This window comes from Variovorax sp. VaC1 (assembly GCF_043658315.1).
Taxonomy (GTDB): domain Bacteria; phylum Pseudomonadota; class Gammaproteobacteria; order Burkholderiales; family Burkholderiaceae_C; genus Variovorax.
This window is the reverse complement of sequence record NZ_JBIGLT010000004.1, coordinates 151240-177806: the sequence shown is the minus strand read 5'-3', so window position 1 is coordinate 177806 and position 26567 is coordinate 151240. Positions and strand designations below refer to the sequence as shown.

The following is a 26567-nucleotide window of genomic DNA, read 5'->3' as shown; positions in this document are numbered from 1 at the left end:
CGGCGATCAGCTGCCGCGGTACGTTGAAAAAAACCAGGGCGCGCACAGCATCGGCACGTGGTAGTGCTGCGCGGCATCGAAGATGGAAAAGCGCACGGGCACCACGTCCGAGAGCCCGTCGGCCGCCTTGAAGTGGTCGCTGACGTGAAAGCGCAGCTCGAAGTGGCCGGTGCGCGCGTCCTTGCCCGCCAGCATGGGCGCATCGGTGCGGCCGTCGGCGTTGGTGCGGGTGCTGTTCAGGCGCGTCGGCGGCTGGGTCGCCACGTCATAAAGCTCCACCTGCAGGCCCGCCAGGGGCCGTCCGGTGGTGATGTTGAGCACGTGCGTCGAGATACCGGTCATGTCGTTTCCTTTCGGGAGTGCGATTGGATCGAGTGGGCAAAAAGAACGAATGCGTGTTCAGCTGCCGCGCGAATAGGTGTAGCTCCACGGGCCGAACTGGATCGGCAGGTGGATGCGCTCGGCGACGTTGACGACGCGGATGCGCACCGGCAGCTTGGTAAGGAACGGCGGCGTGGGCAGCCGGCCTGCTTGCCGGCGAAGTAGTCGTCCACGTGCAGCAGCAGTTCGTAGTCGCCTGCCTGGTAGCTCTCGTCGATCAGCAGCGGATCGTCGGAGCGGCCGTTGGCGTTCACGACCACGCTGCGCAGCAGCTTGTAGTGATCGCCTTCCAGCCGGGAGAAATCGATGCGCAGGCCGGTGGCGGCTGCGCCGTGAAAGATGTCCAGCGCATGCACCGTCAGGCGCGGACTCACGCCGTGCAGCACGATGGGGCCGCTGGCCTGGGCCGGGCCGGCCGGGGCTGCATTCGCATTCGGCTGCTGCGCCAGTGCGCCGCGCGGTGCCAGCGCCGCCGCGCCCAGGGCCAGTCCCGAGAGCGCGAATTGCCTTCGCGCAGGGCGGGGTACGACTTGATTCGCCATGGTTGTCTCCTGTCGTTGAATGCCCTTGTGCGGGCGAGTGAACGCCGGGCCTGGCGCACGGGTGCGCCGGCCGGCAGGAACGGAAACGTGTCGTCGGAAAGATGCGCGCGCGGGCGGCGAAGGCTCAGCCGTCCAGCAGGGCGTCGATGCGCCCGCGGGTGATGAACCCGATCTGGTCGAGCGCGGCACGCTGCTCTGCTTCCGTGCTCGCCGCAGCACGCGTGCGCAGCGCCTCGAAGATCTGCTGCCTGGTATTGCGGCGCACGGCGATGATGAAAGGGAAGCCGTGGCGCGCGCGGTAGGCGCGGTTCAGGTACTGCATCTCGGCCAGCTCGTCGCGGCTGAGCGCGTCGAGCCCGGCGCTGCGTTGCTCGCCGACGGATTCGGCCGTCATCGTGCCGTCCTGCGCCTCGCGGCCGGCCAGTTCCGGGTGGCTGCAAAGAAAGGCGAGGCGACGCTCCTGCGGCGCTTCGCGAACCACGTCGAGCATGGCGGCGTGCAATGCGCCGACGTCGGCGAAGGGCCGGCGCGACCAGGCGGCCTGCGCGACCCAGGGGGAGTTCTCGAAGGTCGGGCCGATGGCGGCGACGAAGGCGTCGCGGTCCATGTCATTGAGCGCGGCCAGGTTCAGGCGGGTGGCGGTAAGGGTCATCGGTGGGTTCTCCGCGTTGGTGTCGACGGCAGTTGCTGCGCGTTCAGTGCGCGGGAGCAGCGGCGGTGGCCGGCTGCTTGCGGTACGAGGGCACGCAGGCCAGGATCAGCACGGTGGCGCAGATCTCGATGCCCGCCACCACGTACAGGCCCGACGAAAGGCTGCCGGTGGACGTCTTGATGAGGCCCAGCATCCAGGGCGCGCCGAAGCCAGCCAGGTTGGCGATGGAGTTGATCAGCGCCACGCCGCCGGCGGCTGCGGTGCCGGCCAGGAAGCGATTGGGCATTTGCCAGAACACCGGGATGGCACTCATGGTGCCGACGATGGACAGCGTCAGGCCCACCAGCACCGCCAGCGCGCTGTGCCCCAGGAAGAGCGCGACGGCCAGCAGCGACACCGCTCCCAGCGCGGCGGCCAGGCCGCAGTGCCAGCGCGACTCCTGGTGCTTGTCGGAGTGAAAGCCGTTCCAGATCATGCCGGCGGCGCCGCACAGGTAGGCCACCGCCATGATCCAGCCCACCGTCACCGGGCTGGTGAAGCCCACTTCCTTGACCAGCGTGGGGCCGTAGAACGTCAGCGAAGAGTTGGCGGCGATGACGCAGAAGAAGATCAGGATCAGCAGCCAGATGCGTCCGCTCCTGAGCGAGGCCAGCATGCTGTGCTCGCGCTGGCCCAGCGCGCGGCCGTCGCGCTCCAGGTCTTCATGCACCAGCTGGCGCTCGCGTGCCGTGAGCCAGTGGGCCTGCTCGGGCCGGTCGGTGAGATAGAAGTACGTGACGAAGCCGGCGATCACCGAGGGAATGCCCTCGAGCAGCAGCACCCACTGCCAGCCCGACCAGCCGTTCAGCCCATGCATGCGGGTCATGATGGTGCCGGCCAGCGGTCCGCCGATCACCCCCGCGAAGGCCGAGGCCGACATGAACATGCCGAAGGCCTTGGCGCGCCGGTCGTTGGGGAACCAGTAGGTCAGGTACAGGATGATGCCGGGGTAGAAGCCGGCCTCGAACACCCCCAGCAGGAAGCGCAGGAAATAGAACATCTCGGGCGTCTTCACGAACATCGTGGCGATCGAGGTCAGGCCCCAGCCGATCGTGATGCGCATGATGGTCTTCTTGGCCCCGATGCGCTGCAGCAGCAGGTTGCTGGGCACCTCGAAGAAAAAGTAGCCCAGGAAGAAGATGCCCGCGCCCAGGCCGTACATCGCCTCGCTCCACTTGAGCTCGTCCAGCATCGTCAGCTTGATGAAGCCGATGTTGACCCGGTCGAGCCAGGCCAGCACCCACAGCAGCATCAGGAAGGGAATGAGCCGCCAGATGATCTTGCGGTAGACCCCGTCCAGCTCGGACGGGGTGGCGGAAGGCCGGACGGATGCGGCCGCTGCGGTGGTTGTCATGCTTGTCTCCGAGGTCCTTGGTGTGAGGCGTTGCGGCCCGGTCCGGCAAAGGGAACGCCGCCTGCGAGCGCACTGTAGGCACAATGGTCCGGGCACGCGCATGGCGTGCGGAATGTGCGGCATAACCCAGCGCGATAGGTCGTGCCACCCCATGGCGCGCCATCCGGTCGAACCCCTAGACACATGACGAGAAGCCAGGACCTTGTCGACATCCACCTGCTGCGCGTGCTGGCGGCGCTGGTGGCCGAGCGCAGCGTGTCGCGCGCCGCGGTGCGCATGAACCAGACCCAACCGGCCATCAGCGCGGCCCTGAGGCGCCTGCGCGATGCCTTCGGCGACCCGATCCTGGTGCGCGAGCGCGGCGGCATGGTGCCCACCGCCCGCGCGCTGCAGCTGCGCGAGAGCGCACGCGAGGTGCTCGGCGAAATCGATCGCATGCTCGCCGGGCCCGAGCGCTTCGAGTCCGGCGCCAGCACCGCGACCTTCACCATCGCCACGCCCGACTACCTGGCCGCCAGCTTCATGGCCGAGCTGGTAGGGCGCTTTCGCACCGAGGCACCGCAGGCGCGCCTGCTGATCCATCCGCTGACGCCCGGCTACGACTACGAGCGCGCGCTGGCGCAGGGCGAGCTCGACATCGTGATCGGCAACTGGCCGCTGCCGCCCGAGCGCATGCACCTGTCGCTGCTGATCGAAGACGAGCTGGTCTGCATGATGAGCCCGCACAACCCGCTGGCCGCGCCGGGCGCGATGACGCTGCCGCGCTACCTGGCGGCCGCCCACGTGGTGCCCACGCCCTTTGCCAAGTCGCATCGCACGGTGGTCGACAGCCACCTGGCCGGGCTGCGGCAAACCCGCGACGCGCGCGTGTTCGTGCCTTACTACGCCATGGCGCCCTACCTGGTGGCCGAGAGCGACCTCGTCTTCACCACCGCGCGCCACTTCGCCGAGCAGTTCACGCGCGGCCTGCCGGTGGTGAGCGTGCCCGCCCCCGAAGGGTTTCCGCGCATGCGCTTCTACCAGCTGTGGCACGAGCGCTCGCAGCACCAGGGCGCCCACCGCTGGCTGCGCGGCCTGCTCTCGACGGTCGGCGGCCACCTGGCGCAGGCGGCGCCGGGAGCATCGGGCGAGTGACGGCCCTCAGGGGCTGATACCGTACCCGGCCACAGCGTTCAATCCAGGAGCCTTGCATGAAACCCCAACCCATCGAATACGCCAACGCCTCCGACGAAGTCCGCGCCGTTTTCGACGACATCAAGACATCGCGCAACGTGCCCGACGTCAACAACTTCTGGAAGTACCTCGCCAACGACCCCGCCACGCTCAAGCGCACCTGGCGCAGCCTGAAAGAGGTGATGGCACAGGGCGCGCTCGATCCGGTGGTGAAGGAAATGGTCTACCTTGCCGTGAGCGTCACCAACAACTGCGGCTACTGCATCGCGAGCCACCACGCCGGCGCGGAAAAAGCCGGCATGACGCCCGCGATGTTCGCCGAGCTGATGGGCGTGGTCGGCATGGCCAACGAGACCAACCGGCTCGTGAACGGCTACCGCGTGCCGATCGATCCGGCGTTCGACAAGTAGCAGGGCGCTCGACGAATAGCGCGGCGTTCAGCCGATGGTCATAAGGCTCGCGTTGCCGCCGGCCGCTGCCGTGTTGATGCTGAGCGCGCGTTCGACCACCAGGCTTTCAAGCGGGATGCCGGCATCGCCGGTGGCAAAGGCGCGCACGCCCACGATGGGCCCCGGCCGCGACGCGATGCGCTGCATCACGCCCGAAAGCCCGTCGGCATCGCCGTGGTACAGGGCCGCATCGAAGGCCACGGTGGGCGCGGCCCAGTCGCTCGCAATGGCCACGCACTGCTGCACATCGACCGGCAGCGACGCACGCAGGCTCTGCGCTTCGGCATCCGCGGGCCAGATCGCCGAGCTGCCCACCGACAGCACCGCCGCCAGTTGCACCAGCCGGTCGGCCTCGGTGCCGGCCAGGCACAGCACCGCGTCGCGCGGCAGCAGCGTGTAGACGTTGCGCTCGCCCGTCGGTCCGGTCAGCGTGCGTGAGCAGCCGGCGCGCGCCACCGTGGCGAAGTGCTCGCACTGCGCGGCCAGCGCCTGCCGGCCGGTGTCCTTGGCCCAGCGGCCCAGCAACGGCAATGCGGCACCGTGGCCGGTGTGGCCCGCGTGCTTCATGGCGCGCACCAGCGCATCGTCGGGCCGCTGCGACAGCATGCGCACCATGTACAGCGGCCCGCCCGCCTTTGGCCCCGTGCCCGACAGGCCTTCGCCGCCGAAGGGCTGCACGCCGACCACCGCACCGACGATGTTGCGGTTCACGTAGATGTTCCCCGCCTTCGCGTGGTCCACGATCTGCGCGATCGTCTCGTCGATGCGGGTGTGCACGCCCAGCGTCAGCCCGTAGCCGGTGCCGTTGATCTGGCTCACCAGCGCGGGCAGGTCGCGGCGGCGGTAGCGCACCAGGTGCAGCACCGGGCCGAACACCTCGCGCTGCAGCTCCGCGATGCTGTCGAGCTCGATCAGCGTGGGCATCACGAAGGTGCCATGGCGTGTGTCGTGGCCGTGCTCGCGGCCCTTGCGATAGACCTTGCGGCCGCGTTCGCGCAGCGTCGCGATGTGGCGCTCGATGCCGTCGCGCGCTTCGGCGTCGATCACCGGGCCCACGTCCACGGCCAGCCGCGCGGGGTTGCCGATGCAGCTCTCGGCCATGGCGCCCTTGAGCATCTCGATCAGGCGGTCGGCCGCTTCTTCCTGCACGCACAGCACGCGCAATGCCGAGCAGCGCTGGCCGGCGCTGTCGAAGGCCGAGGCCATCACGTCGATGACCACTTGCTCCACCAGCGCGGACGAGTCGACGATCATCGCGTTCTGCCCGCCCGTCTCCGCGATGAGCGGCACCGGCGCGCCATGCGCACCGAGGCGCTGCGAGAGCGTCTTCTGCAGGATGCGCGCCACCTCCGTCGAGCCCGTGAACATCACGCCCTGCACGCGCGCATCCGCGACCAGCCCAGCGCCCACGGTCTCGCCCCGGCCGGGCAGCAACTGCACGGCGGCGCGGGGCACGCCGGCCTCCCACAGCATGCGGATCGCTTCGGCCGCAACCAGTGGCGTCTGCTCGGCCGGCTTGGCCAGCACCGGGTTGCCTGCCGCGAGCGCGGCCGCCACCTGGCCGGTGAAGATCGCGAGCGGAAAATTCCACGGACTGATGCAGACCATCGGGCCCAGCGCCCGGTGCGTGTCGTTCGAGAAATCGCTGCGGGCCTGCGCCGCGTAGTAACGCAGGAAGTCGACCGCCTCGCGCACTTCGGCGATGGCGTTGGCGCTGGTCTTTCCTGCCTCGCGTGCCAGCAGGCCGATCAGGCGCGGCATGCGGGTTTCGAGCAGGTCGGCCGCGCGTTCCAGCAGGGCGGCGCGCGCGGCGGGCGGCGTGGCGGCCCATGCCGCGGCCGCGCCATCGGCCTGTGCGATGGCCGATTCGACATCGGCCATCGTTGCTTCCTGCACGCGCCCGACGACATCGCGATGGTTCGCGGGGTTCAGTACATCGGCCTCGGCGCGGGCCGCTTCGGCACCCGGCGTGGGCGCGGCGAGCATCGGCATCGCGCGCCAATCTTCGCGCGCGCTCGATTGCAGCGCCTCGCCGAGCGCGCGCAGGCTGTCGTCGTTCGCCAGGTCGAGCCCTTGCGAGTTGGCACGCGGCGCGCCATAGAGCGCCGCCGGCAGCGGGATCGACGGATGTGGCAGCCCCAGCGTGCCTTCGCGCGCCGCCATGTGCTCGACCGTGGCCACCGGGTCTTCGACCAGCGCATCGAGCGAGATCGTCGGGTCCGCGATGCGGTTGACGAACGAGGTGTTGGCGCCGTTTTCCAGCAGGCGCCGCACCAGGTAGGCGAGCAGCGTCTCGTGCGTGCCCACCGGCGCGTAGATGCGGCAAGGCCGACCGAGCGGGCCCACCACCTGTTCATAAAGCGGCTCGCCCATGCCGTGCAGGCACTGGAACTCGTACTGCCCCGGCGCGTAGCGCGACGGGTCGGCCATCATGTAGATGGCCGCCAGCGTGTGGGCGTTGTGCGTCGCGAACTGCGGGTACACCTGTTCGGGCGCATCGAGCAGCCGGCGCGCGCAGGCAAGGTACGACACGTCGGTGTAGGCCTTGCGCGTGTACACCGGGTAGCCCGCGAGCCCATCGATCTGCGCGCGCTTGATCTCGCTGTCCCAGTAGGCGCCTTTCACCAGCCGCACCATCAGCCGGTGCCGGCTGCGGCGCGCCAGGTCGATCACGAAGTCGATCACGAAGGGGCAGCGCTTCTGGTAGGCCTGGATCACGAAGCCGATGCCGTTCCAGCCCGCGAGCGCGGGCTCGAAGCACAGGCGCTCCAGCAGGTCGAGCGAGAGTTCGAGCCGGTCGGCTTCTTCCGCGTCAATGTTCAGGCCGATGTTGTAGGCCTGCGCCAGCAGCGCAAGCTCGCACAGCACCGGGTACAGCTCGGCCATCACGCGCGCGTGCTGCGCGCGGCTGTAGCGCGGGTGCAGCGCCGACAGCTTGATCGAGATGCCCGGCCCCTCGTACACGCCGCGCCCATTCGACGCCCGGCCGATCGCATGGATCGCCTCTTCGTACGCGACGCGGTAGCGCTTCGCATCCTCGGTGGTCAGCGCCGCTTCGCCGAGCATGTCGTAGGAATAGCGAAAGCCCTGTGCCTCCAGCTCGCGTGCGTTGCCCAGCGCCTGCGCGATCGTCTCGCCGGTGACGAACTGCTCGCCCATCATCCGCATCGCCATGTCCACGCCCTTGCGGATCAGCGGTTCGCCGCCTTTGCCGATCAGCCGCGTGAGGATGGTCGACAGGCCCGTTTCGCTGTGCGTGGCGACCAGCTTGCCGGTCAGCAGCAGGCCCCAGGTTGCGGCGTTGACGAACACCGAAGGGCTGCGGCCCGCATGCGATTGCCACTGGCCGTGCGCGATCTTGTCGCGGATCAGCGCGTTGCGCGTCTCGGCATCGGGAATGCGCAGCAGCGCTTCGGCCAGGCACATCAGCGCGACGCCTTCCTGCGACGACAGCGCGTACTCCTGCAGCAAACCCTGCACGAGGCCGGCGCGGCCGCTGGCGTTCTTGCGTGCGCGCAGCTGGTGGGCGATTCGGTGGGCCAGGGCGTGGGCTTCCTGCGCAAGGCCGTCCGGCAGGCGCGCCTGTGCCAGCAAGGGTGGCAGGGCTTCCGGTTCGGCGCGCCGGCTGGCTGCCGTGATCTGCTCGCGCAACGCGGAAGGCCGCTCTGGCAGGCCATCGGCAAAGGCGGGGGATGAAAAGGAGGGCGGGGCGGAAGGGCTGGGAGCGGGCATATCGAATCCGGTCTGGTGACAAGTTGGATGATCTCTCCGCGCAAGGTGAATGTCTGTTCGAAGAATGGCTTGCTCGCCGAGCAAATCACTAGGCGATCAGACGCCTTCCCGTCCAGGCTTTCAAGGGCCGGAGCGAGAATCCATGTCCCGCCCCAGGGCGAGCAATGCAAGGGAGTCGACCGATGCACGGATGGTCTTGTCTCGTGGCCGGATGCCTGGTGCTGGCAAGCCTGCACGCGGGTGCGCAAAGTACGCAGGGCCTGCAGGGCGCCACGCAAGGTGCCGACTGCACCGCGTCCGCGTCTTCGGCTTGCTACCGGTCGTTCCAGCCGCCGGAGTCTGGCGGAGCGCTGCACTACTACGCATCGCTGTCGCCCGATGTCGCCACGCCTGCAAGCCCGACCCGCGCGCTCATTGCGATGCATGGCCACCCCCGCGATGCCAACAAGACCTTCGATGCCGCCTTGCAGGCGGTGCGCGGTGCCGGCGCATTGGCCGACACGCTGGTCGTGGCGCCCGTCTTCCAGGTCGCGCAAGACAAGGCCGGCAAGTGCAGCACGCCAGGCGTGCCGGCAGCCGAAGCGGGCGACCTGCTGTGGACATGCGGTTCGTGGCTCGAAGGCGGCCGTGCCGGCAATGGCAACGGCAACGGCGTCACATCGTTCGCAGCCATGGACGCGCTGGTGACCGAACTCACGCAGCGTTGGCCCAGCCTGCGCACCGTCACCATCGCCGGCTTCTCGGCCGGCGCGCAGATGGTGCAGCACTACATCGGCTTCGCGCAGGAGCGGCAGGCGGGTTCGGTGGCCGTGCGCTATGTGGTCGCCGACCCCGGCACGTGGCTCTACTTCGATCCCGTGCGGCCGCAGCCGATGCGCGATGGCGTGGCCGTCGCGTGGGCGGCTTGCGGCAGCGGGGCGGACACCCTGCGCAATTGCACGCTGACCTTCACGGTGGCGGCCGACGGCGCCTGCCCTGCACTGAACCGCTGGAAGTACGGCACCGACGCCTTGCCCGCCAGCCTCGGCCGCAATGCCGCGCAGGCGCGCCAGCGCTATGCCGCCGCCGACGTCAGCTACCTCGAAGGCGCGCTCGACAGCAGCGATGCCAAGGGCACCTACTACGGCATCCTCGACAAATCCTGTGCGGCTACTGCGCAGGGCCCGTACCGCATGCAGCGCGGCCTGGCCTACGCGCAGTACGACAGGGCGCTGCTCGCACCCGACAAGCGCCGCGAGGTCGTCGTGGTGCCTGGCTGCGCGCATGACGTGGCGTGCGTCTTTCCCTCGGCGGCCGCGCGCGGCGTGCTGCTCGGCCCTTCGCGTTGATACGTACGCCATTCGGCACCTGACGGGCACTTGACGGGTTGTCCGTCATATTGGATATTTCATCCAATATGACAGAAACAACAAAAAAACCCCTCGGCCTGAACGACCGCATTGCCCAGCGCGTGCGCGACCTTCGCGCGGCGCGCGAGCTGTCGCTCGATGCGCTGGCCACGCACTGCGGCGTCAGCCGTTCGATGATCTCGCTGATCGAGCGCGGCGAAAGCAGCCCCACCGCCGTGGTGCTCGAAAAGCTCGCCACCGGCCTGGGCGTTCCGCTGGCCTCGCTGTTCGAAGAGCCCGTGGCCACGCCCGGCCCCGTGTCGCGGCTGGCCGACCAGTTGCTGTGGCGCGATCCGCACTCGGGCTACGTGCGCAGAAACGTGTCGCCGGGCAGCGCGGCCTCGCCGATCCAGATCGTCGAAGTGCAGTTTCCACCGAAGGCCCGCGTGGCCTACGAGACCGGCGCGCGCGAGCCCAAGGTGCACCAGCAGGTGTGGGTGCTCGAAGGCCGCATCGAAGTCACGGTGGGCGACGACCGCCATCTGCTCGATGCCGGCGACTGCCTCGCGCTCACGCTCGACCGCCCCATGAGCTACCACAACCCCACCCGCAAGACCGCGCGCTACGCGGTCGTGATCACCAGTTCGACCGCTTCCTCATGGAGATGAATATGACTACCGACACACCCACCCATACCCCGCACATTCGTGCGCTGCCCACCGTGACCGACGCGCAGGTGCATGCGCTGGCCCACGTGCTCATCGATTGCGTCGCGGGCGGCGCGTCGGTGAGCTTCATGCAGCCGCTGTCGTTCGAGCGCGCCTGTGCCTTCTGGCGAGGCGTGGCCGATGGCGTGGCGCGCGGCGAGCGCGTGCTGCTCGTGGCCGAAGACGACGAGGGCATCGTCGGCACGGTGCAACTCGTGCTCGCCCAGCCCGAGAACCAGCCGCATCGCGGCGAGGTGGCGAAGATGCTCGTGCATCGTCGGGCACGCCGCCAGGGCCTCGGCGCGCTGCTGATGCAGGCGGCCGAGAAAGAGGCGCACGCGCATCGCAAGACGCTGCTGGTGCTCGACACGTCGAGCGCCGAGGCCGCGCGGCTCTATGCCCGCGTCGGCTGGCAGCGGGTGGGCGGAATCCCCGGCTATGCGCTGCTGCCTGAAGGCGGCCTGTGCGGCACCACCTATTTCTATCGCGAACTCGGTGCCGGGGCTCAGGCGTTGGGTGCGGTCGCCGCGCCGTGACCGAATTCGATCGGCTGCTGCTGGAGGCGGATGCAACGCCCCTCGTCGGATGGGATCTGTCGTGCAGCGGACGCATCGCGACCACGGCCACGCCGTGGAACTTCGAGGCCGAGGTCGATCGCCATGCGCGCCGGTCGCCCGACATGCTGGACATGGGCACTGGCGGCGGCGAGTGGTTGAGCCGGCTTGCGTTCCGGCCGCCGCGCACCGTGGCCACCGAAGGATGGGCGCCGAATGTCGGCATCGCGCGCGAGCGGCTGGCGCCTCTGGGCGTGGAGGTGGTCGAGGTTGAAGGTGCCGATGACAACGCGGCGCAGGTGCAGGGCGAAGAAGATCAAGCGCGGCTGCCGTTCGCGGATGCATCGTTCCATCTGGTCGTCAATCGCCACGAGTCTTTCGTTGCGAGCGATGTGCATCGCATCCTTGCCACTGGCGGGCGCTTCGTTACGCAGCAGGTCGCGTCGGACTTCAATGCCGATTGCTATGCGTTGCTGGATCTGCCCATGCCCGGTTCTCTGCGATGGCAACTGGACACTGCCGTCGATCAGGTCACGCGCTCGGGCCTGAGCGTCACGCATGGCGAAGAGGGCGCCGAAGTGCTTTCCTTCGACGACGTCGGTGCGTTCGCCTGGTACCTGAAGCACGTGCCTTATGTGTGCCCTGAGTTCACCATCGACGGATGCCGCGTCGCGCTCGAGCGCTTGCACCTGCGCATTCAGGGCCACGGTCCGCTGACGATGCGGCAGAAACTGTTCTGGTTGGACGCGGTCAAACCCGCGGCGGCTTGAGTCGCAAAGATTTTTGTATCGCAGCTTGTCCGGTACCCCGCCAGATACGGTGCGCGACGAATCAGGGCGTGGTTCGAAACACATCCAGGCGCGGGCCGCGATGGAATGCTTGCTTCATCCACTCGAAACGAAGCCCGTCATGACCATGCCCTCGCTCCATCGTCCAGGCCGCGCGTTCGCCGCTGTCGTGTTGTCTGTTGCAGCCGCTGCGCAGGCCCAGCCTTCTCCCGCATCCGATCCACGCGGCCGCTGGATCACCGCCAACGGCAACCTCGAAGTCGAGATCGCGCCTTGCGGCACTGCGTTGTGCGGCACGGTCGTCAAGGTGCTCGGCAACCGCTCGATGGCTCCTGGCGGCGGCGACATGCAGCCCGCCGACGCCCGGCCGGCACTGGGCATGACATTGCTGCAGGATTTCAAGCCGGTCGATGCCGCCGACGCTTCGCGCCCACCCACCGAATGGGCCGGCCAGATCTACAACCGCGAGAACGGCAAGACCTACAGCTGCAACATGACGGTGAGCACCGCCACCCATGCCGACGGCGAGTTGCTGCTGCGTGCGTATGTCGGCCTGCCGCTCTTCGGCAAGACGCAGCACTGGCTGCGCGTTGCACAGAACTGACTGAGCGGAAAGGGTGCCGGCAGCCCCTCGGGTTTTTCAACTCTCCTGCTAGCGCGCCCCGAACTGCGCGTTCTCGAACAGGTCCTTGAACTCGCGCGGCTGCGAGCGCCAGTACTGGTGCGGCGCCTTCACCTGCGCACCCAGTTCGGCCGCCGCATGCCACGGCCAGCGCGGGTCGTACAGGATCGCGCGGGCCAGCGACACCGCATCGGCCTGCCCCTCGGCAATGATGGCTTCGGCATGGCGGGGCTCGGTGATGAGCCCGACGGCGATGGTCGGCAGGCCGACTTCGGCCTTGATGCGCTGCGCGAACGGCACCTGGTAGCCGGCGCCGAGCGTGATGGCCTGCTGCGGCGAGACGCCGCCGCTCGACACATGGATGGCCGCGCAGCCGCGTGCCTTGAGCGCCTGCGAAAACGCGACAGTGCCGTCGAGGTCCCAGCCGCCGGGCACCCAGTCGCTGGCCGAGACGCGCACCCACACCGGGCGTTCGGCCGGGAAGGCCGCGCGCACCGCGTCGAACACTTCGAGCGGAAAGCGCATGCGGTTTTCCAGGCTGCCACCGTATTCGTCGTCGCGGTGGTTGGCGATGGGCGACAGGAACTGGTGCAGCAGGTAGCCGTGCGCCGCATGGATCTCGATGCCGTCGATGCCCAGCCGCGCGGCGCGCCGTGCGGCCGCCACGAAGGCATCGCGCACGCGGGCAAGGCCTGCGGCATCGAGCGCGATGGGCGCGTCTTCGGTGGGCGAGTGCGGCACCGCCGAGGGCGCGTAGGCCTTCCATCCGCCGGGTTCGTCGGGGCGGATCTGCTTGCCGCCTTCCCACGGTGCGCGGCTCGATGCCTTGCGCCCGGCGTGCCCCAGTTGCATGGCGATCGCGATGGGCGAGTGGGCACGCGTGGCCTTCAGCACCCGCGCCAGGCCTTCCTCGTTCGCGTCGGAATACAGCCCGAGGTCGCCGGGCGAGATGCGCCCTTCGGCCTCCACTGCCGTCGCCTCGAGGATCAGCAACCCCGCGCCCGAGAGCGCGAGGTGGCCCAGGTGAATGAGGTGCCAGTCGCCTGGCGTGCCCTCCGTGGCGGAGTACTGGCACATCGGCGCGATGACGATGCGGTTGTCGGTCTGAAGGTTGCCGAGCCGCAAGGGCTCGAAGAGATGGCTACGACTGCTCATGATGATGTGGCTCCACAGGTGCGGTAATTCTGGGGCGTGTCGGCGATGCGGGGTGCGGGCGCCGCAGAAGCCTTGCGGCTCATGGCGGTATGGATCAGCAGCGCGCCGACCACCATCGCCATGCCGACAATCTCGTTCCCCGTGGGCAGCTTGCCCATGGCCACGCTCATCAGCAACGCCGACACCGGCACGAAGTTCAGGAAGGCCGTGCCCGTGACGGCACCGAGCGTGCGCACGCCGTAGTTGAAGGCCAGCACCGCAATCGCCGAAGACACCAGCCCCACGTAAAGCAGTGCCTCCCACGAGAGGCGCAGGCCCTCCATGCTCGGCGCATGCGACCAGCCCAGCAGCGTGGCGACGGCGGCGGTGGCCAGCAGCAGCGGCCACGAGGCCAGCACCGTGAGCGCGGTGTACTCGATCACGTCGAGTTCCGGAAAGCGCGCCGCGCCGCGCGTGTACCAGACCCAGCCCAATGTGCCGGTGAAGGCCACCGCATCGCCGAAGAGCGTCGACTCGGCGGCCGGCCCGGTGCTGAACAGCAGCCCCGACACGATGGCCACGCCCAGCAGTGCCAGCGCGGTGGTCAGCAGCGTCGAGCGCGCGGGCCGCACGCCGTCGAGTGCCCAGCGCAGCAGCTGCGTGGTCATCGGCGTGGTCGCCATGATCACCGCGCCGTGCGAGGGCACCGAATGCGCGAGCCCGAGCAACAGCATCACGCTGAAGATGCCGAAGCCCGCGTACCCGCGCAACGCCAGCGCGCCCGCGTTCAGCCGCAGCTTGCGCCAGGGCGCCGCGCCGCGCGGAAGAATGAGCAGCACGAACAGCAATGCCGACATGCTGTAGCGGATGAGCGTGAACCACACCGGCGCGACGTGGTGAAGCACGCCCTTGCTGACCAGGAACATGCCGCCCCACCCGGAGGTGGCGAGCAGCAGCGCGGCGATGCCGAGCAGGCGTTGACGAGAAGACATGGTGAGCCTTTGGCGATGAATGAATGATTCGATGGCTCCAAGGATCGGGTTTCGCGGCGCCGATTGCCATTCGCTTCTTTGGACGGGGGGCTCCAAAAAAGCGAAGGGCTGAAAGCGGCCGGAGCGCTCACAATTTGCCCCATGGAGCTCTACCAACTGAAGACCTTTGTTGCCATCGCGAAGGAAGGCAGCCTGACCCGCGCCGCCGAGCGCGTGTTCACCAGCGCGCCGGCCGTCAGCGCGCAGCTCAAGGCACTCGAAGACGAGCTGGGCGTGAAGCTGTTCGAGCGCACGCCCAAGGGCATGTCGCCCACCGAGGCCGGCCACAGCCTGCTGGAAGAGGCCGAACGCACGCTGGCCTCGGCGTCGCGCATGCGCTCGGCGGCCGACCAGCTGCGCGGTGCGGCGCAGGGCGTGGTGCGCTTCGGTACCGTGGTCGATCCGGTGGCGCTGCGGCTGGGCGACGTGCTGGTGAAGCTGGCGGAGCGCCATCCGCAGGTCACGCTGCAACTGAAGCAGGGGCTGTCGTATGAAACGCTGTCGGCCGTGCAGCGCGGCGAACTCGATTGCGCCTACGTGCTGAGCGATGGCGAGCAGATCGAAGGCCTGGAGCTGTATCGCCTGGGCGCGGTCGACCTGGTCGTGACCTTGCCGCTGCCGGTGGCACAGGCGCACCCCGACCTGTCGCTCGACCAGCTCACGGCCCTGCCGTGGGTGGGCACGCCGCCTTCGTGCATCCTGCGCGTGCATCTCGAAAAGCTGTTCGCGGGCGCGGGCCGCGAGTACCGGCAGGGCCGCACGGCCGATGGCGAGAGCGCCATCCGCAGCATGGTCGCCAGCGGCATGGGCGCGGGCCTGATGCGGCTGGACCAGGCCGAGCAGGGCGAGCGCAACGGCGAGCTGGCGATCTGGAAGGGCTGGCGTTCGCACACCTGGCTGTGCTGGGTGGCACCGGCCGGTGGCAAGCGCGCCGTGGCGGTCGATGCCGTGCGCGGCGCGGTGCTGGAGACCTGGGCCTGACGAGGCCAGCCCACGCCCTCGCGAGCTTGCCAACGCGTGGTTTCCGCAGAGCGAATTCAGTGACCTCGCCTTCTTGCGGATGGGCTTCGCGCCGTTCTTAAACGCTTCTTCTTAACGGGCTGGCCGAACGGCTTATTGCCCGTGCCGCGAGCCACCGCTACCTTTGAATCGCGCCCCATCCGGGGCGCGATTCGCATGGAAAACGGACAACCACATGGCTCATTCAATCTCCGCGTTCCGGTCGTTCCACGGCCGGCGCTGGCAACAACTCCTGGCGTCCGCGGCACTGCTCGCGGCCGCCACCTTCGCGTCGGCGGCCGAGCCCGCCAAGGACCATCCGCTGGTCGGGCGCTATGAAGGCTCGACGATGGACGCCTTCCAGGTCAAGAACTACGACGAGGTCGGGCTGCTGCGCGAGCCGATCCAGACCTGGGGCGACCCGAAGCCCAAGCCCAACCTGCTGCGGGTGGCGGGCAAGGTCTCGCTCTACTACTACCACCTGCCCGAGGGCCGCTCGCTGCTCGAAGTGCAGCGCAACTACGAAGCGGGCCTGAAGGCCAAGGGCTTCCAGGTCATGTTCTCGTGCGGCACCAAGGACGGCAGCTGCTACAGGAAGGACCCGGACAGGAGCGAGCCCAACACCGACGTCTCGGAACTGGCCACCGTCATCGACACGCCCGAGTGGCCGCTGATTGGCTACGGGCGCACCTACGTGAGCACCTATTTCGAAAGCGACGGCCGCTACCTGCTGGCCCAGAACGACACGCCCAACGGCAAGGTCTACGCCAGCATCGCGTTCGCCGAAGGCAGCTTTCGCGGCAGCTTCGCGCTGGTGCGCGTCGTCGAGACCAAGGCGATGGAAACCGACAAGATCGTCTTCGTCGATGCATCGGCCATGCAGAAGAGCCTGCAGGAAACCGGCCGCATCAGCCTCTACGGCATTCACTTCGATCTGGACAAGGACAGCATCAAGCCCGACTCGCAGCCCACGCTCGACGAGATCGCCAAGCTGATGCGCAACAACCCGCAGTTGCGCGTGCAGGTGGTGGGCCACACCGACGCGCAGGGCGAGGAGCCGCACAACGCCGACCTGTCGCGCCGGCGCAGCGTGTCGGTCATCGCGGCGCTGGCCAAGACGGGGCTCGATGCGCGCCGCTTCACCTCGCGCGGCGCGGGCTCGAAGGAGCCGGTCGCGCCCAACACCAATGAGGACGGCCGCGCGAAGAATCGCCGCGTGGAATTGCTGCGCCTGTAAGGCGCGCGCACTCATGGATTGCCGGGGTGACAGGCCACGCGGCGGCCTGTCATCATTCGCGGCTGCATGAACCAAGATCCGCATTCCCTCTCCGATCTGTTGAACCGCGCCAGGCAGGCACTGGCGGACCCGCAGGGCGCTTTGCCTGCCGCATTGCCCGCTGTGTCGACCGCCACCGAAGAGGCCGGTTGCGTGGTCTTCTTCGCCATCGGCGAAGGCGGCAGCCGGGCCCGCGTGGCATCGGGCCGGGGGGTGGACATCGAGGCGGCATGGCAAGCGGCCAGCGGCGCGATCACGGCGCTGGCCAGGCGCACCGAATACCCGGTGCAGCGCCTGCGCGCGGAGCTGGTCGATCGGGTCGAGGCCATGACCTGGGGCGCGCTCAAGGCGAAGTTGGCGCAAACCAAGCGCAACTATTTCAACCTGGGCATTGCCTTCGATGCGAAGTTCGACGTCGCGCTGCTCGCGCAGGAAATGCACGGCGGCGCGATCCTCTACAACGGCGACGTCGACCACGCCGAACCCAACACCGGCAACCTGCACCTGCACACCCAGCGCCGCTTCGGCCGCGAGATCGACTTTCCGGTGGACGACGCCGCGCCCGTCTGGTGCTTCACCACCCGGGCCGTCTACGTGGACGCCGAAGGCGCCTGGCCGATCACCGCCGAAGGGCAGGCGGCCGGCCTGCGCGCGCTGCCCGACTGGAACGCGCGGCTGATCCGCGGCCTGGTCGACGACGCCAGCGACTACCTTGCCGAGCAGGTCAAGCCCACGGGCGAGTTCCACTACGGCTGGTTTCCCTGCTTCGACCGCGCCATTCCCACCTACAACACGCTGCGCCATGCCAGCTCCACCTACGCGATGCTGGAGGCGTGGGAGCTCACGCGCAGTGCAACGCAGAAGGCCGCCATCGACCGCTCGCTGGCCTTCCTGGCGACCAACCTCATCCGGCCGGCCAACCTGCCCGACGGCACGCGCGCGGCCTACCTGCTGGACATCGGCAGCGAGATCAAGCTCGGCGGCAGCGCCGTCTGCCTGCTCGCCTTCGTCAAGTACACCGAGCTGACCGGCGACCAGCGCTACCTGCCGCTGATGACGCAGATCGCGCTGGGCATCCGCCACATGCAGGACCCGCAGACCGGCAGCTTCGTGCACGTGCTCAATGCGCCGGGGCTCGACGTCAAGGACAAGTTCCGCGTCATCTACTACGACGGCGAGGCCGCCTTCGGCCTCATGCGCCTGTATGGCCTCACGCGCGACGCGCGCTGGCTCGCGGTGGTCGAGAAGGCCTTCGAGCATTTCATTGCCGCCGAGCACTGGCGCGCGCACGACCACTGGCTGAGCTACTGCGTCAACGAACTCACGCGCTATCGGCCCGAGACGCGCTACTACCAGTTCGGCCTGAAGAACGCGGCCGGCTACCTCGACTTCGTGCTGGAGCGCATCACCACCTTTCCGACGCTGCTCGAACTGATGATGGCCGCGCGCGACATGGTGCTGCGGCTGGAGGCCGACCCGGTGCTGCGCCCGCTGCTGGCCGAGCTCGACCGCGACAAGTTCGACCGTGCGCTGGAGTACCGCGCGCGCTACCTCGCCAACGGCCACTTCTGGCCCGAGCTGGCGATGTTCTTCCGCAACCCCGATCGCATCGCCGGCTCGTTCTTCATCAAGCACCACAGCTTTCGCGTGCGCATCGACGACGTGGAGCACTACCTCTCGGGCTACGTGGCCTACCACCGGATGCTGACCGCGCGTGAAGCGCGGCAGGCCGAGCTGGCGAGCCTGCCGGTGGCGCAGGTGGCGACACCGGCGGCACCTACTGCATCCACCGGCGTGGTCGCGTGGGGCGGCGACGTGAACCTCGGGCGCCGCCAGCACTACCGCATGCGCGAGCTGGGCGGGGCGCACAAGATGCTGGGCGACATCGCCGCGCTGCGCGATGCCGACCTGCGCATCGTCAACCTCGAATGCGTGGTCGCCACCACCGGCGAGCAGGGCGCGGAGAAGGGCGAGGCCGGCCCCTACTACTACCGGGCCCGCCCCGAAATGCTCGCGGTGCTGACCGAGGCGGGCATCGGCATGGTCGCCACGGCCAACAACCACAGCGGCGACTACGGCGCCGATGCGCTCATGGAGCAGCAGGGCCTGCTGAATGCCGCGGGCATTGCCCATGCAGGCACCGGCAGCACCTTCGAGGCCGCGCTGCGCCCTGCCTTCCGGCGCGCGGGCGGCGTGCGCGTGGCGCTGTTCTCGCTCGACGCGACGCAGCCGCACTTCGCGGCGGGCGCCGAGCACGCCGGTGCCGCGTGGCTGTCGCTCGACGACGCGGCCGCGTGGAAGGCCACCCTTGCGCCACGCATCGAAGCCGCGCGCCGCGAGGCCGACGTGGTGCTGGTGGCCGTGCACTGGGGCGCGAACCTGGAGTCCGAGCCGTCCGCGGCCGAGATCGCCGTGGGCCACGCCATCGTCGATGCGGGTGCGGATGCGGTGCTCGGCACCTCGGCGCATGTGCTGCAGGGCATCGAGACGTATCGCGGCCGGCCGATCCTGCACGACGCGGGCGACCTGCTGTTCGACTCCATCCGCAACGACTTCGCACCCTCCGGCGTGTTCTCGCTGACGCTGGGCCTGCGCGGCGTCGAGCAGGTGATGTTCACGCCGGTCGGCGTCGGCTTCGGTTTCTCGAAGCAGCTCGAAGGCGAGCAGGCGCAGGCCGCGAGCGCGCGCTTCGCCGAGCAATGCCGCGCGCTCGGCACCGAGATGACGCCCGTGCCCGGCGGCCGTTGCGCGGTGCGCCTGTCGCCGCCCGAGCGGCCGGTCTTCGCGCAGGAGATGGCGGCGCCGCCGGCCGACCGCCTGCCTCCCATCGTCGGCCCCGTGCGTGCACCGCGCCCCGAATGGCTGGTCGATGCCGTGCCGGTCGATGCGCAGATGCCGCCGCTGCAGATGGGTCCGCTGCGCCTGCTCGGCCTGCGTTGCGCGCCGCGGCAGATCGTCGGGCGCCGCATGCTGTGGGTCGAGTCTTTCTGGACCGTCGATGCGCCCGTGGCCGCCGACCTGCGCCTGCAGTTCCGCGCCGTGCCGGCGCGCAGCACCACCATGCCGCCCTGGGGCGAAGGCATGGACCACGACCCCTGCGACTGGATGTGGCCCACCAGCCGCTGGGAGCCCGGCCGCATCTACCGCGACCGCTACGGCCTGCGCCCGCCGCGCCCCGGCCTGCTCGAAAGCGATGTGCTGCGGCTCGAAGTGCGCGTGCGCGGCGACCTGCCCGATCTGCCGCCGGCGCGCCGGCTGGCCGTGTGGTGCGGCTTGCGCGTGCCCGACTTTCCCACGCCCTTGCCCGATCGCCCGGCACCCGTGCTCGCTGCATTGCGCCCCGGTGCCGGGCCCCACCCGTCGCCGCTGTGGACGGCCGAACAACTGCAAGAGGTGACGGGCGGCCATTGGCTGGTCGAGCCACCGGCGGGCTGGTCCGTCAACTCGGTGGTGCGCGGTTCGAGCCATCTTGCGATGCTGCCCGGCCCCGCGCTCTTCGTCGCCTCCGACTTCCGCACGCTGGCCGTGCACGAGGCCTACAGCAGGCCGCGCCCCGACAACTGGGACCGCCACCTCGACCTGCCCGGCCTGCAGCACGCGCTGGCCGGCGCCATCGTCGCGCATCCGGTCGAGGGGCTCGATCCGGCCTTTCCGCTGCTGCAGGTGGACGACCCGATCCGCGCCATGCTCGCGCTCGGCGCCGCCGCGCGGGCGCGCTACCAGGGCTTCGTGGTGGGCGTGACGGGCACGGTCGGCAAGTCGTCCACCATCGCCATGCTGCGCGACCTGCTGCCCGAGGCCGCGCGCGTGCGCACCACCATCGACAACTACAACTCGCGCGTCGGCGTGCCGGCCATGCTGGCCAACCTTGCGGCCGACGCCGACGTGTGCGTTCTCGAAATGGCGCAGAGCGGCCTCTGGATGGAGCGCGGCCCGATCTCTCTGGTGGCGCGGCCGCACGTGGCCATCGTCACCGAGATCGGCCTGTCGCAGACCCGCCAGGCCTCGACGCTCGAACTCACGGCCGAATTCAAGTCGCGCATCTTCCTGGGCCTGGAGCCCGGCGGCGTGGCCATCGTGGCCGATCACATCCCGTGCCTGGCGCAGGTGGTGCAGGCGGCCGCGCGCACGGCCGGTGCGATCTGGGTGGTGGGCACCGGGCACGACGCCAACGTGCGCGTGGTCGACACCCGGCCCGAGCCCGGCGGCGGTTGCCGCGTGCGCATCGCGGTGGCGGGGCGCACCTTCGAATACCTGTTCCCCATCGCAAGCGCGGGGCTGGTGCACAATTCGGCGCTCGCCTTCGCGGCGCTGCTGGCCATGGGCTTCGACGGCGAGGCGGCCTGCGCGCGCATGCCGCACGTGCGCCTGCCCGCCTCGGTGATGCAGGTGCACGCGCTGCGCACGCAGGCGGGCGTGCAGGCCACGCTGATCGACGACAGCTGGAACGCCGAGGTCATGTCGATGCGCAACGCCATGGAATTCGTGCGCACCTACCAGCGCGCGGAAGCCGGGCCGGTCGTGCGCAAGATCGGCGTGCTGGGCCGCATCATCAACCTCGGCGAAGAGGCCGAGGCCATGCACCGCAGCCTGGCCGCGCCGCTGATGGCCTCGGGCATCGAGCACGTGGTGACGCACGGCGAAGAAATGCGCTGGCTGCGCGAAGAGGTGCCGGCCGAACTGCTCGGCCCGCATTTCGACAACGCCGCGCAGCTCACGGGCTACCTGGGCGGCTTCTTGCGCGACGGCGACCTGGTGCTGGTGAAGGGCGACCGCGAATGGTCCGACTTCGGCAGCATTCCCGGCCTGCTGCAACAGCTATGAACACCACGGGCGGCTTCCTGCGGCGGCCCGCCCGTGTGGCGCTGGTGCTGCTTGCACTGGCGCAGGCGGCCTGCGCGCAGCGCACCGGCCCCGGCGTGCCCGCGCCGTTCGCCGCGTCGGGCGACGCCGTGCTGCACTGGAACCAGCCGGCCGTGCGCGCCAACTGCCCCGACCGCGCCGGCTACCTGTGGGTGCAACCCGTCGAAGGGCCGGCCTGCATCCGCTACTTCGCGAGTGACGACATCGAAGGCGCGCGCATCGCCATCGTGCAGTTCTCCGGCGACCGCGACGGCGTGATGGACCAGGCGCCCACGCGCATTCCCGAGAACACCGAAGCGCTGCGCACGCTCGACGCGCAACGCAACCGCGACCGCGCGGGCGTGCCGTGGATCTTTGTCGCGCGGCCCGGCACCTACGGCTCGTCGGGCGACCATCGCAAGCGGCGCCAGCCGGTGGAGTTCCACGCGCTCGATGCGGCACTCGATGCGCTCATGGCGCGCCACAAGCTGCAGCGCATCGTGATCGTCGGCCACAGCGGCGGCGCTACCGCGGGCGCCGCATTGCTGACCATGGGCCGCACCCGCGTCGCCTGCGCGGTGCTGACCTCGGGCGCCTTTGGGCTGCTGGAGCGCGCGCGCCTGCTCGGCCGCTCGAAGGACGGCCTGACCGACACTACCGGCAGCACGCAGTTCTACGACCCGCTCGACCATGTGAACGGCATCGCGCGCGATGCCACGCGGCGCATCGTGCTGATCGGCAACCGCGACGACCAGAACACGCCCTTTGCCCTGCAGCAGCGCTTTGCCGATGCGGTGGCCAAGGCCGGGCACCACGTCGAGATACGCACGCACGCGGCCGAGCCGCCCGAGTTCCATGACCTGAAGGACGGCATCGGCCTGCGCACCGCGTCGCTGTGCGCGCGCGAAGCGCTGTTCCCGCCACTGGACCGCAAATGAACGACAGCAGCCGCAGCCCCATCACCTCGCGCGAATACGGCCGCATGCCCGATGGCCGCGCCGTGACTGAATACACCCTCGACAACGGCCGGGGCCTGCGCCTGAGCGCCATCAACCGCGGCGGCATCGTCACCGCACTGCACGTGCCCGACCGGCAGGGGCAGAGCGCAAACATCGTGCTGGCGCTGCCGACGCTGGCCGACTACCTGAAGCCGCATCCGCACCTGGGCACCATCGTCGGGCGCTATGCCAACCGGATCGCAGCGGGGCGCTTCACGCTCGATGGCACGGCGTATCAGGTGGGCCTGAACGACGGGGCGAACTCGCTGCATGGCGGCAAGGACGGTTTCGGCACGCGCTTCTGGCAGATCGAGCCGCTCACGGCCGAACAGGCCGGCGGCGACATCGCCATCGAGCTGCGCTACACCAGCGCCGATGGCGAAGAGGGCTACCCCGGCGAGGTGCAACTGACGGTGCGCTACACGCTCGGCGCAACGGCCAACACATGGCGCATCGATTACCGTGCCACGGTCGACCGGCCGACGGTGCTGAACCTGAGCCACCACGACTACTTCAACCTCGCGGGCAGCGGCTCGGTGATGGACCACCGGCTGACGATTCCCGCGAGCCGCTACTGCCCGGTGGATGCCACGCTGATCCCGCTCGGGCTGGCCGACGTGGCGGCAACGCCCTTCGACTTTCGCGAGCCGACGCGCATCGGTGCGCGCATTCGCGAAGGGCACGCGCAACTGTTGGTCGCGCACGGCTATGACCACAACTGGGTGCTGAATCGGCACGACGTGCGCGATGGCCTGGCGCTTGCCGCGCGCCTCGAACACGAAGCCTCGGGCCGCGTGATGGAAGTGCACACCAGCGAGCCGGGCGTGCAGTTCTATTCCGGCAACTTTCTCGACGGCAGCCTTATGGGCACGGCCGGTGCGAGCCTGCGGCAGGGCGATGGCCTGTGCCTGGAAACGCAGCACTTTCCCGACTCGCCGAACCAGCCGGGCTTTCCATCGACCGTGCTGCGGCCGGGCGAAGTCTTCAGCAGCACGACCGAACACCGCTTCAGCCTTTGCTGAAGCGCATCACGCGCTGTCGATCTAGCCGGCGAACAGTGCGGCAGGCACGCCGGGGCTGCCGATGCGCACCGCGAAGAGCCCACCCGCCAGCGGCTCGGCTTCTTGCTGTTCGGCCGTGAGGCTGTTCCGCGCCGTCGTGATGTACAGCGTTTGCATGTCCGCGCCACCGAAGGCGCAGTCGGTGACGTTGCTCGCGGGCAGCGGAATGCGGCACAGCTCGGCCGCGCTCACCGGGTCGTGGCAGGTCACGCACGCGCCGTCCCAGTGCGCGATCCACAGGCGGCCGGCCGCGTCGGTCGTCATGCCATCGGGCAGTCCGTTGCCCTTGGGAAAGCGGTGCCACACGCGCCGGTTCGCGACGGTGCCCGCGTCCATGTCGAAGTCGTAGGCATACAGGTTGTTGAGCACCGTGTTGTTGAAGTACATGGTGCGGCCGTCCGCCGACCACGTCGGCCCGTTGGTCACTTCGAAGCCGTCGTCGTGCTTCGTGCACTGGCCGTCGGCGTCGTAGCGGTACAGCGCGCCGGTGGGCGCCTTGCAATCGAAGTCCATGCTGCCGGCCCAGAAGCGGCCGCGGGCGTCGCACTTGCCGTCGTTGAAGCGGTTGCCGGTGCGCTCGGGTTCGGGCTGGTGCAGGTAGCGCGGCCTGGCGCCGGCACCCGGCAGCTGCGTGGTGTCGAAGAGCGCGAAGCCACGGCGCAGCGTGAGGGTGAGGCCCGGCGCGTTCGCGCGCTCCGAGATCGCGGTGATCTCTTCATCGAACTGCCAGGCGCGGCGTGCGCCGTCGGCGGGCCGGAACCAGAACAGGCGCGGCGTGAGGATGTCGATCCAGTAGAGCGCCTGCTCGCGCACCGACCACAGCGTGCCCTCGCCCAGGTTGGCACCGGCGGCCCAGACGCATTCGGGCGCGCCCTCGACCACGGGGACCGGAAGCGGGGAAGGTGGGCTTGTCTCTTGTGTGTTCATTGTTTTGTCCTGGTCATGTCTTCTTGACGCGGCGGATCGTATCAAGGCATATTGATAATGGAAATTAAACAATACGGCATCAATTGATATTCATATTGCAATGTCATATGCCGACCCTTCTTCCTGGAGACGTTCTGTGAATCCCCCGAAGCTCTCGATCCACCCCAGCCTGCAGGGTCGCACGGTGTTCGTCACCGGTGGCGGCAGCGGCATCGGCGCGGCCATCGTCGCCGCGTTTGCGACGCAGGGCGCGCGCGTGGCCTTCGTCGATATTGCCGAGGGCGCCAGCGCGGCGCTCGCGCGGCAGATCGTCGAGGCCGGCCATGCGGCGCCGTGGTGGCGTGCCTGCGACGTGCGCGACATCGCGTCGCTGCAGACGGCCATCGCCGATGCGGCCGCCGAACTCGGCGACTTCGCGGTGCTGGTCAACAACGTGGCAAGCGACGACCGCCATACGCTCGAATCGGTCACGCCCGATTACTACGACAACCGCATGGCCATCAACGAACGGCCCGCGCTGTTCGCGATCCAGTCGGTGGTGCCGGGCATGCGGCGCCTCGGCTTCGGCTCGGTGGTCAACCTGGGCTCCACGGGCTGGCAGACCAAGGGCTCGGGCTACCCCTGCTACGCGATTGCCAAGTCGTCGGTCAACGGGCTCACGCGCGGGCTCGCGGTCGACCTGGGCAAGGACCGCATCCGCATCAACACCGTCTCGCCCGGCTGGGTGATGACCGAGCGGCAGGTCAAGCTGTGGCTCGACGACGAAGGCGAGCAGGCGCTCAAGCGCAACCAATGCCTGCCCGACAAGCTGATGCCGGAAGACATCGCGCGCATGGTGCTGTTCCTTGCGTCGGACGACGCGAAGATGTGCACCGCGCAAGAGTTCACGGTAGACGCAGGCTGGACCTGAAGACGCGCCGGACGGCTCGTCAGTCGATCTCGAGTTTGCGTCCGTAGACGCTCATGCTCGCCGTCTTCAGCGCCTTCATCATCACCTTCGCGGCCGGCGACAGCAGCCGGTCGGTGCGCGTGATGATGCCGAAGGCGTCCATGTGGCAGGGCATGTCCAGCGGCAGCAGCGACACGATGCCGTGCGATGCGTAGTAGCGCGCCACGTCGGTCGCCAGCACCGCGACCATGTCGCTCTGCTGCAGCATGCGCGTGATGAAGAGCAGGGCCGAGCTTTCGATGGTGTTGGCCGGCGGCGCCAGGCCTTCTTCCTGGAACATCAGCTCGAAGCGATGCCGCAGCACGCTGCCGGCGGGCGGCACGATCCAGCCGGCGCCCACCACGTCGCGCAGCGTGAGCCCGCTCACGCCGAGCAGCGGATGGCCGGGGCGCACCAGCGCGCACACCGGCTCTTCGCTCAGCGCCTCGTAGCGCAGCTGCGACTTGTCGTGCTCGGCGAACAACCGCGCCACGAGGATGTCGAGCTTGCCCTGTTCGAGCCGCTCGATCAGCACCGGGCTGGTCTCGATCTCCAGCGACACGCGCAGGTCGGGCTGCTCGCGCTTGATCATCGCCACCGCCGGCGGCATCAGCGTGAGGCCGGGCGCGGTGATGGCGCCCACGCTCACGTGGCCGAAGCGGCCCGCCTTGAGCGCGGTGAGTTCGTCGTGCGCCTGGTTCAGGCTGGCCAGCGCCACGCGGGCGTGGCGGATCATCGTCTCGCCGTACCAGGTGGGCCGCATGCCGCGCGGCAGGCGGTCGAACAGCGGCACCTCCAGCACGTCTTCGAGGTCTTTCAGCAGCTTGGAGGCGGCGGGCTGCGTCATGTTGAGCACCTGCCCCGCGCGGTGGATGTTGCCTTCTTCGGCCAGCGCCACGAGCAGCAGCAGTTGACGGGTCTTCAGGCGGGCGCGGATGAACCAGTGGTTGTAGTTGGTCATGGCTCTTCTCTTGTTTTTGGAAACCAAGGGCTGATCGGGTTTTCCAGAATCCGGCGATCGATATGCATTTTGTCTAAAAAACGATTGGA

The 26567-nt window shown here is 69.0% G+C and carries 21 protein-coding genes and 1 pseudogene; 13 read left to right on the top strand and 9 right to left on the bottom strand.

Going from position 1 to position 26567, the window contains the following annotated elements; translation table 11 throughout:
- Positions 1–6: 6 nt before the first annotated feature.
- The 4 genes and pseudogenes from uraH to ACGLHS_RS17660 form a co-directional block, all read right to left on the bottom strand.
- A complete protein-coding gene (uraH, locus tag ACGLHS_RS17675) occupies positions 7–342 on the bottom strand; it encodes a hydroxyisourate hydrolase (RefSeq protein WP_394481754.1) in 336 nt (111 codons plus the stop codon).
- 57 nt (positions 343–399) lie between these two features.
- Positions 400–923, bottom strand: a pseudogene (locus ACGLHS_RS17670) (hydroxyisourate hydrolase).
- 124 nt (positions 924–1047) lie between these two features.
- Positions 1048–1575, bottom strand: a complete 528-nt coding sequence (gene uraD, locus ACGLHS_RS17665; RefSeq protein WP_394481752.1) for a 2-oxo-4-hydroxy-4-carboxy-5-ureidoimidazoline decarboxylase — start codon at positions 1573–1575, stop codon at positions 1048–1050.
- Positions 1576–1618: 43 nt separating this feature from the next.
- A complete protein-coding gene (locus ACGLHS_RS17660; RefSeq protein ID WP_394481750.1) occupies positions 1619–2968 on the bottom strand; it encodes an MFS transporter in 1350 nt (449 codons plus the stop codon).
- Between the two features lie 183 nt (positions 2969–3151).
- Between ACGLHS_RS17660 and ACGLHS_RS17655 the strand changes: the two genes are divergently transcribed.
- Both ACGLHS_RS17655 and ACGLHS_RS17650 read left to right on the top strand, forming a co-directional pair.
- The gene (locus ACGLHS_RS17655) at positions 3152–4102 is read left to right on the top strand and encodes a LysR substrate-binding domain-containing protein (RefSeq protein ID WP_394481748.1); all 951 of its coding nucleotides are present in this window, start codon (positions 3152–3154) and stop codon (positions 4100–4102) included.
- Between the two features lie 56 nt (positions 4103–4158).
- Positions 4159–4551, top strand: a complete 393-nt coding sequence (locus ACGLHS_RS17650) for a carboxymuconolactone decarboxylase family protein (protein ID WP_394481746.1) — start codon at positions 4159–4161, stop codon at positions 4549–4551.
- 27 nt (positions 4552–4578) lie between these two features.
- Here ACGLHS_RS17650 and putA read toward each other — a convergent pair whose 3' ends face one another.
- Complete coding sequence (putA, locus tag ACGLHS_RS17645; RefSeq protein WP_394481744.1) at positions 4579–8322, bottom strand: trifunctional transcriptional regulator/proline dehydrogenase/L-glutamate gamma-semialdehyde dehydrogenase; 3744 nt, start codon at positions 8320–8322, stop codon at positions 4579–4581.
- A gap of 182 nt (positions 8323–8504) precedes the next feature.
- Between putA and ACGLHS_RS17640 the strand changes: the two genes are divergently transcribed.
- The 5 genes from ACGLHS_RS17640 to ACGLHS_RS17620 all read left to right on the top strand — a co-directional run bounded on the left by ACGLHS_RS17640 (position 8505) and on the right by ACGLHS_RS17620 (position 12303).
- Entirely contained in the window at positions 8505–9650 is a 1146-nt protein-coding gene (locus ACGLHS_RS17640; protein WP_394481742.1) for a hypothetical protein, read from the top strand.
- 68 nt (positions 9651–9718) lie between these two features.
- Positions 9719–10318: a helix-turn-helix domain-containing protein gene (locus ACGLHS_RS17635; protein ID WP_394481740.1), complete on the top strand. Its 600-nt coding sequence runs from the start codon at positions 9719–9721 to the stop codon at positions 10316–10318.
- 2 nt (positions 10319–10320) lie between these two features.
- Complete coding sequence (locus ACGLHS_RS17630) at positions 10321–10893, top strand: GNAT family N-acetyltransferase (protein ID WP_093245165.1); 573 nt, start codon at positions 10321–10323, stop codon at positions 10891–10893.
- Positions 10890–11681 carry a class I SAM-dependent methyltransferase gene (locus ACGLHS_RS17625; RefSeq protein ID WP_394481737.1) on the top strand — a complete coding sequence of 264 codons (792 nt, stop codon included), beginning with the start codon at positions 10890–10892 and terminating at the stop codon, positions 11679–11681. The genes ACGLHS_RS17630 and ACGLHS_RS17625 overlap by 4 nt, the downstream gene beginning before the upstream one ends.
- A gap of 139 nt (positions 11682–11820) precedes the next feature.
- Positions 11821–12303 carry a DUF2147 domain-containing protein gene (locus tag ACGLHS_RS17620; protein WP_394481735.1) on the top strand — a complete coding sequence of 161 codons (483 nt, stop codon included), beginning with the start codon at positions 11821–11823 and terminating at the stop codon, positions 12301–12303.
- Positions 12304–12351: 48 nt separating this feature from the next.
- Here ACGLHS_RS17620 and ACGLHS_RS17615 read toward each other — a convergent pair whose 3' ends face one another.
- Together ACGLHS_RS17615 and ACGLHS_RS17610 are read right to left on the bottom strand one after the other, a co-directional pair.
- Complete coding sequence (locus ACGLHS_RS17615; protein WP_394481733.1) at positions 12352–13476, bottom strand: NADH:flavin oxidoreductase/NADH oxidase; 1125 nt, start codon at positions 13474–13476, stop codon at positions 12352–12354.
- Positions 13473–14447 carry a DMT family transporter gene (locus tag ACGLHS_RS17610; RefSeq protein WP_394481731.1) on the bottom strand — a complete coding sequence of 325 codons (975 nt, stop codon included), beginning with the start codon at positions 14445–14447 and terminating at the stop codon, positions 13473–13475. The genes ACGLHS_RS17615 and ACGLHS_RS17610 overlap by 4 nt, the downstream gene beginning before the upstream one ends.
- 141 nt (positions 14448–14588) lie before the next feature.
- On the opposite strand from ACGLHS_RS17610, the gene ACGLHS_RS17605 reads away from it, so the two are divergent.
- From ACGLHS_RS17605 to ACGLHS_RS17585, 5 genes are all read left to right on the top strand, one after another.
- Positions 14589–15467, top strand: a complete 879-nt coding sequence (locus ACGLHS_RS17605; RefSeq protein ID WP_093245173.1) for a LysR family transcriptional regulator — start codon at positions 14589–14591, stop codon at positions 15465–15467.
- 214 nt (positions 15468–15681) lie between these two features.
- Positions 15682–16722 carry an OmpA family protein gene (locus ACGLHS_RS17600; RefSeq protein ID WP_394481728.1) on the top strand — a complete coding sequence of 347 codons (1041 nt, stop codon included), beginning with the start codon at positions 15682–15684 and terminating at the stop codon, positions 16720–16722.
- 66 nt (positions 16723–16788) lie between these two features.
- The gene (locus ACGLHS_RS17595; protein WP_394481726.1) at positions 16789–21585 is read left to right on the top strand and encodes a CapA family protein; all 4797 of its coding nucleotides are present in this window, start codon (positions 16789–16791) and stop codon (positions 21583–21585) included.
- Positions 21582–22541: an alpha/beta hydrolase family protein gene (locus ACGLHS_RS17590; RefSeq protein ID WP_394481724.1), complete on the top strand. Its 960-nt coding sequence runs from the start codon at positions 21582–21584 to the stop codon at positions 22539–22541. Before ACGLHS_RS17595 ends, ACGLHS_RS17590 begins: the two co-directional genes overlap by 4 nt.
- Complete coding sequence (locus ACGLHS_RS17585; protein ID WP_394481722.1) at positions 22538–23623, top strand: aldose epimerase family protein; 1086 nt, start codon at positions 22538–22540, stop codon at positions 23621–23623. Before ACGLHS_RS17590 ends, ACGLHS_RS17585 begins: the two co-directional genes overlap by 4 nt.
- Positions 23624–23644: 21 nt before the next feature.
- On the opposite strand, the gene ACGLHS_RS17580 is transcribed toward ACGLHS_RS17585, so the two are convergent.
- On the bottom strand, positions 23645–24589 hold the full coding sequence (locus tag ACGLHS_RS17580; protein WP_394481720.1) for an SMP-30/gluconolactonase/LRE family protein: 945 nt from the start codon (positions 24587–24589) through the stop codon (positions 23645–23647).
- A gap of 136 nt (positions 24590–24725) precedes the next feature.
- Between ACGLHS_RS17580 and ACGLHS_RS17575 the strand changes: the two genes are divergently transcribed.
- Positions 24726–25499 carry an SDR family NAD(P)-dependent oxidoreductase gene (locus ACGLHS_RS17575; RefSeq protein ID WP_394481718.1) on the top strand — a complete coding sequence of 258 codons (774 nt, stop codon included), beginning with the start codon at positions 24726–24728 and terminating at the stop codon, positions 25497–25499.
- Between the two features lie 19 nt (positions 25500–25518).
- Here ACGLHS_RS17575 and ACGLHS_RS17570 read toward each other — a convergent pair whose 3' ends face one another.
- Entirely contained in the window at positions 25519–26478 is a 960-nt protein-coding gene (locus ACGLHS_RS17570; RefSeq protein WP_394481716.1) for a LysR family transcriptional regulator, read from the bottom strand.
- Positions 26479–26567 lie beyond the last annotated feature (89 nt).